The sequence below is a fragment of the Bradyrhizobium sp. SZCCHNS3016 genome, assembly GCF_032484535.1.
Classification (GTDB): domain Bacteria; phylum Pseudomonadota; class Alphaproteobacteria; order Rhizobiales; family Xanthobacteraceae; genus Bradyrhizobium.
Window position 1 is genome coordinate 1 of record NZ_JAUETE010000037.1, and the last position, 3,806, is coordinate 3,806.

The 3,806-nt window shown below is 63.0% G+C and carries 1 protein-coding gene; it reads right to left on the bottom strand.

Translation table 11 applies throughout. From position 1 onward, the window contains the following. The coding region (locus tag QW881_RS32520; RefSeq protein ID WP_410052091.1) for a beta strand repeat-containing protein at positions 1-3,806 on the bottom strand (3,806 nt) is incomplete at both ends.

The following is a 3,806-nucleotide window of genomic DNA, read 5'->3' on the forward strand; positions in this document are numbered from 1 at the left end:
GCGATATTGTCGAGCGTATCGACCACCGCTGCGCTGCTGCCGGTGCTGCCCAGGCTGTCGGTCACGCTGGCAACCAGGGCGTTGGCGCCCTGGTTCGGCAGTGTCACGTTCAGCGAGAACGTCCCGTCGGCCTGAACGATGGCCGTCCCGATCGTCGTGCCGTTGTCCTTCAGCGTCACCGTTTGACCCACGACTGCACCGCTGCCGGCCGTGACCGTGCCGGTGATGGTCTGGGCCGCAACATTGCTCGCCTCGGCCGCGCTGGTGATCGTCACCGTCGGCGGAATGGCCGGATCGGTGTTGATCACCGTTGTGGTGCTGTTGACGGTCGGCGCTGCCGTTGAAGACGCGACGGGAAGCTCGAACACCGTATTGCCGGGGCTCGTTCCGAACAGGTTCCCTGCCCCATCCATCAGTAGTGCGCCGGTGGATCCGTTGGCATTGGTGCCGTTGAAGGACGTCAGCACCACCGGAGTGCTGCTGTAGCCCGTCGATGTCTTGACCACCTCGTAGATCACGCCATACCCGTTGGCTCCACCATGCCAGGTCGTGCCCAGCAGATCGCCATGGGTATCCATGATCAGGTTGCCGTAGGGGGTGGCACCGTTGGTGCCACTGAACGAGACCAGAACTGTAGGCGTACTGCTGTAGCCGTTCGCCGTCTTGACGATCTCGAACACCGTCCCGTTGTTGTTAGCCCCTCCAGACTGCGTGGTGCCGAACAGATTGCCCGCCGCATCAAAGATGATGCTGCCACTGCCCGGCGATGCCCCGTTGGTGCTGTTGAACGAGACCAGCACGGTAGGCGTGCTGCTGTAGCCGTTCGCCGTCTTCGCTATCTCGAACACCGTGCCGACATTGTTGGCGCCGCCATGGGTCGTCGTCCCATACAGGTTGCCTGCAGCGTCGACCGACAAACTGCCAGCGGGATTGGTCCCGCTGGTGCTGTCGAACGAGATCAACGTGGTCGGGGTGGAGCTGTAGGTGCCGCCGGTCTTGACTAGCTCGAACACCGTCCCGCCACCATTGGCTCCGCCAGAGTACGTCATGCCGAACAGGTTGCCCGACGCATCCATGATCAGATTGTCCGGAGGACGGTTCCCGTTCGTGCCATCGAACGACGCCAACACCACCGGCGTGCTGCTGTAGCTGCTGCCATTCTTGACGATCTCGAAGATCGTGCCCTTACCGTAAGCTCCACCCGTCTCGGTGGTGCCGAACAGATTACCCGCAGCATCCATCAGCAGACTGTTCTGCAGGCTCGAGCCATTGGTGCCGTTGAACGATACCAACGTCACCGGCGTGCTGTTATAGTCGCTGCCGTTCTTGACGATCTCGAACACCGTGCCGGCGTTGTTGGCCCCACCATACTGGGTGGTACCGAACAGGTTGCCTGCCGAGTCTGCGATCAGGTTGCCGTACAGCGCGTTACCATTGGTGGTCCCGTTGAACGTGGCCACCGCCGTCGCCGTGCTGGCGTAGACGACGTTGTTGTAGGCGCTGCTCACGTCCGACAGCGTGAACGTCGTGGTCTGGCTGCTGTTGGGCGATCCCGCCGACGGCGTAAAGGTCAGCGCCTGCAGCTGGCTGGTGATCGTCGCGGCGCTCCCCGACAGCGTGTAGGTGTTGCCCGAGCCGCTCAGGCCTGCGCCCGACAACGTTCCTCCCGCTCCGCTCAGCGTGATCGTCAACGTATCGGTCGCTCCGACATTGGCATCCCCAATCGTCACACCGCTGAACGGATGGACCGCGGCTTCTGACGTGGTCGTCTGGCCCGCCGTCGTCCCTGTAATCGTCGGCGCCACGCTGACGACATTGCCGAGCGTATCGACCACCGCTGCGCTGGTGCCGGTGTTGCCGAAGCTGTCGGTCACGATCGCGACGATCGAGTTCGCCCCCTGGTTCGCCAGCATCACAGTGGCCGAGAAGGTGCCGTCGGCCTGAACGATGGCCGTCCCGATCGTCGTGCCGTTGTCCTTCAGCGTCACCGTCTGACCCACGACTGCACCGCTGCCGGCCGTGACCGTGCCGGTGATGGTCTGGGCCGCAACATTGCTCGCCTCGGCCGCGCTGGTGATCGTCACCGTCGGCGGAATGGCCGGATCGGTGTTGATCACCGTTGTGGTGCTGTTGACGGTCGGCGCTGCCGTTGAAGACGCGACGGGAAGCTCGAACACCGTATTGCCGGGGCTCGTTCCGAACAGGTTCCCTGCCCCATCCATCAGTAGTGCGCCGGTGGATCCGTTGGCATTGGTGCCGTTGAAGGACGTCAGCACCACCGGAGTGCTGCTGTAGCCCGTCGATGTCTTGACCACCTCGTAGATCACGCCATACCCGTTGGCTCCACCATGCCAGGTCGTGCCCAGCAGATCGCCATGGGTATCCATGATCAGGTTGCCGTAGGGGGTGGCACCGTTGGTGCCACTGAACGAGACCAGAACTGTAGGCGTACTGCTGTAGCCGTTCGCCGTCTTGACGATCTCGAACACCGTCCCGTTGTTGTTAGCCCCTCCAGACTGCGTGGTGCCGAACAGATTGCCCGCCGCATCAAAGATGATGCTGCCACTGCCCGGCGATGCCCCGTTGGTGCTGTTGAACGAGACCAGCACGGTAGGCGTGCTGCTGTAGCCGTTCGCCGTCTTCGCTATCTCGAACACCGTGCCGACATTGTTGGCGCCGCCATGGGTCGTCGTCCCATACAGGTTGCCTGCAGCGTCGACCGACAAACTGCCAGCGGGATTGGTCCCGCTGGTGCTGTCGAACGAGATCAACGTGGTCGGGGTGGAGCTGTAGGTGCCGCCGGTCTTGACTAGCTCGAACACCGTCCCGCCACCATTGGCTCCGCCAGAGTACGTCATGCCGAACAGGTTGCCCGACGCATCCATGATCAGATTGTCCGGAGGACGGTTCCCGTTCGTGCCATCGAACGACGCCAACACCACCGGCGTGCTGCTGTAGCTGCTGCCATTCTTGACGATCTCGAAGATCGTGCCCTTACCGTAAGCTCCACCCGTCTCGGTGGTGCCGAACAGATTACCCGCAGCATCCATCAGCAGACTGTTCTGCAGGCTCGAGCCATTGGTGCCGTTGAACGATACCAACGTCACCGGCGTGCTGTTATAGTCGCTGCCGTTCTTGACGATCTCGAACACCGTGCCGGCGTTGTTGGCCCCACCATACTGGGTGGTACCGAACAGGTTGCCTGCCGAGTCTGCGATCAGGTTGCCGTACAGCGCGTTACCATTGGTGGTCCCGTTGAACGTGGCCACCGCCGTCGCCGTGCTGGCGTAGACGACGTTGTTGTAGGCGCTGCTCACGTCCGACAGCGTGAACGTCGTGGTCTGGCTGCTGTTGGGCGATCCCGCCGACGGCGTAAAGGTCAGCGCCTGCAGCTGGCTGGTGATCGTCGCGGCGCTCCCCGACAGCGTGTAGGTGTTGCCCGAGCCGCTCAGGCCTGCGCCCGACAACGTTCCTCCCGCTCCGCTCAGCGTGATCGTCAACGTATCGGTCGCTCCGACATTGGCATCCCCAATCGTCACACCGCTGAACGGATGGACCGCGGCTTCTGACGTGGTCGTCTGGCCCGCCGTCGTCCCTGTAATCGTCGGCGCCACGCTGACGACATTGCCGAGCGTATCGACCACCGCTGCGCTGGTGCCGGTGTTGCCGAAGCTGTCGGTCACGATCGCGACGATCGAGTTCGCCCCCTGGTTCGCCAGCATCACAGTGGCCGAGAAGGTGCCGTCGGCCTGAACGATGGCCGTCCCGATCGTCGTGCCGTTGTCCTTCAGCGTCACCGTCTGACC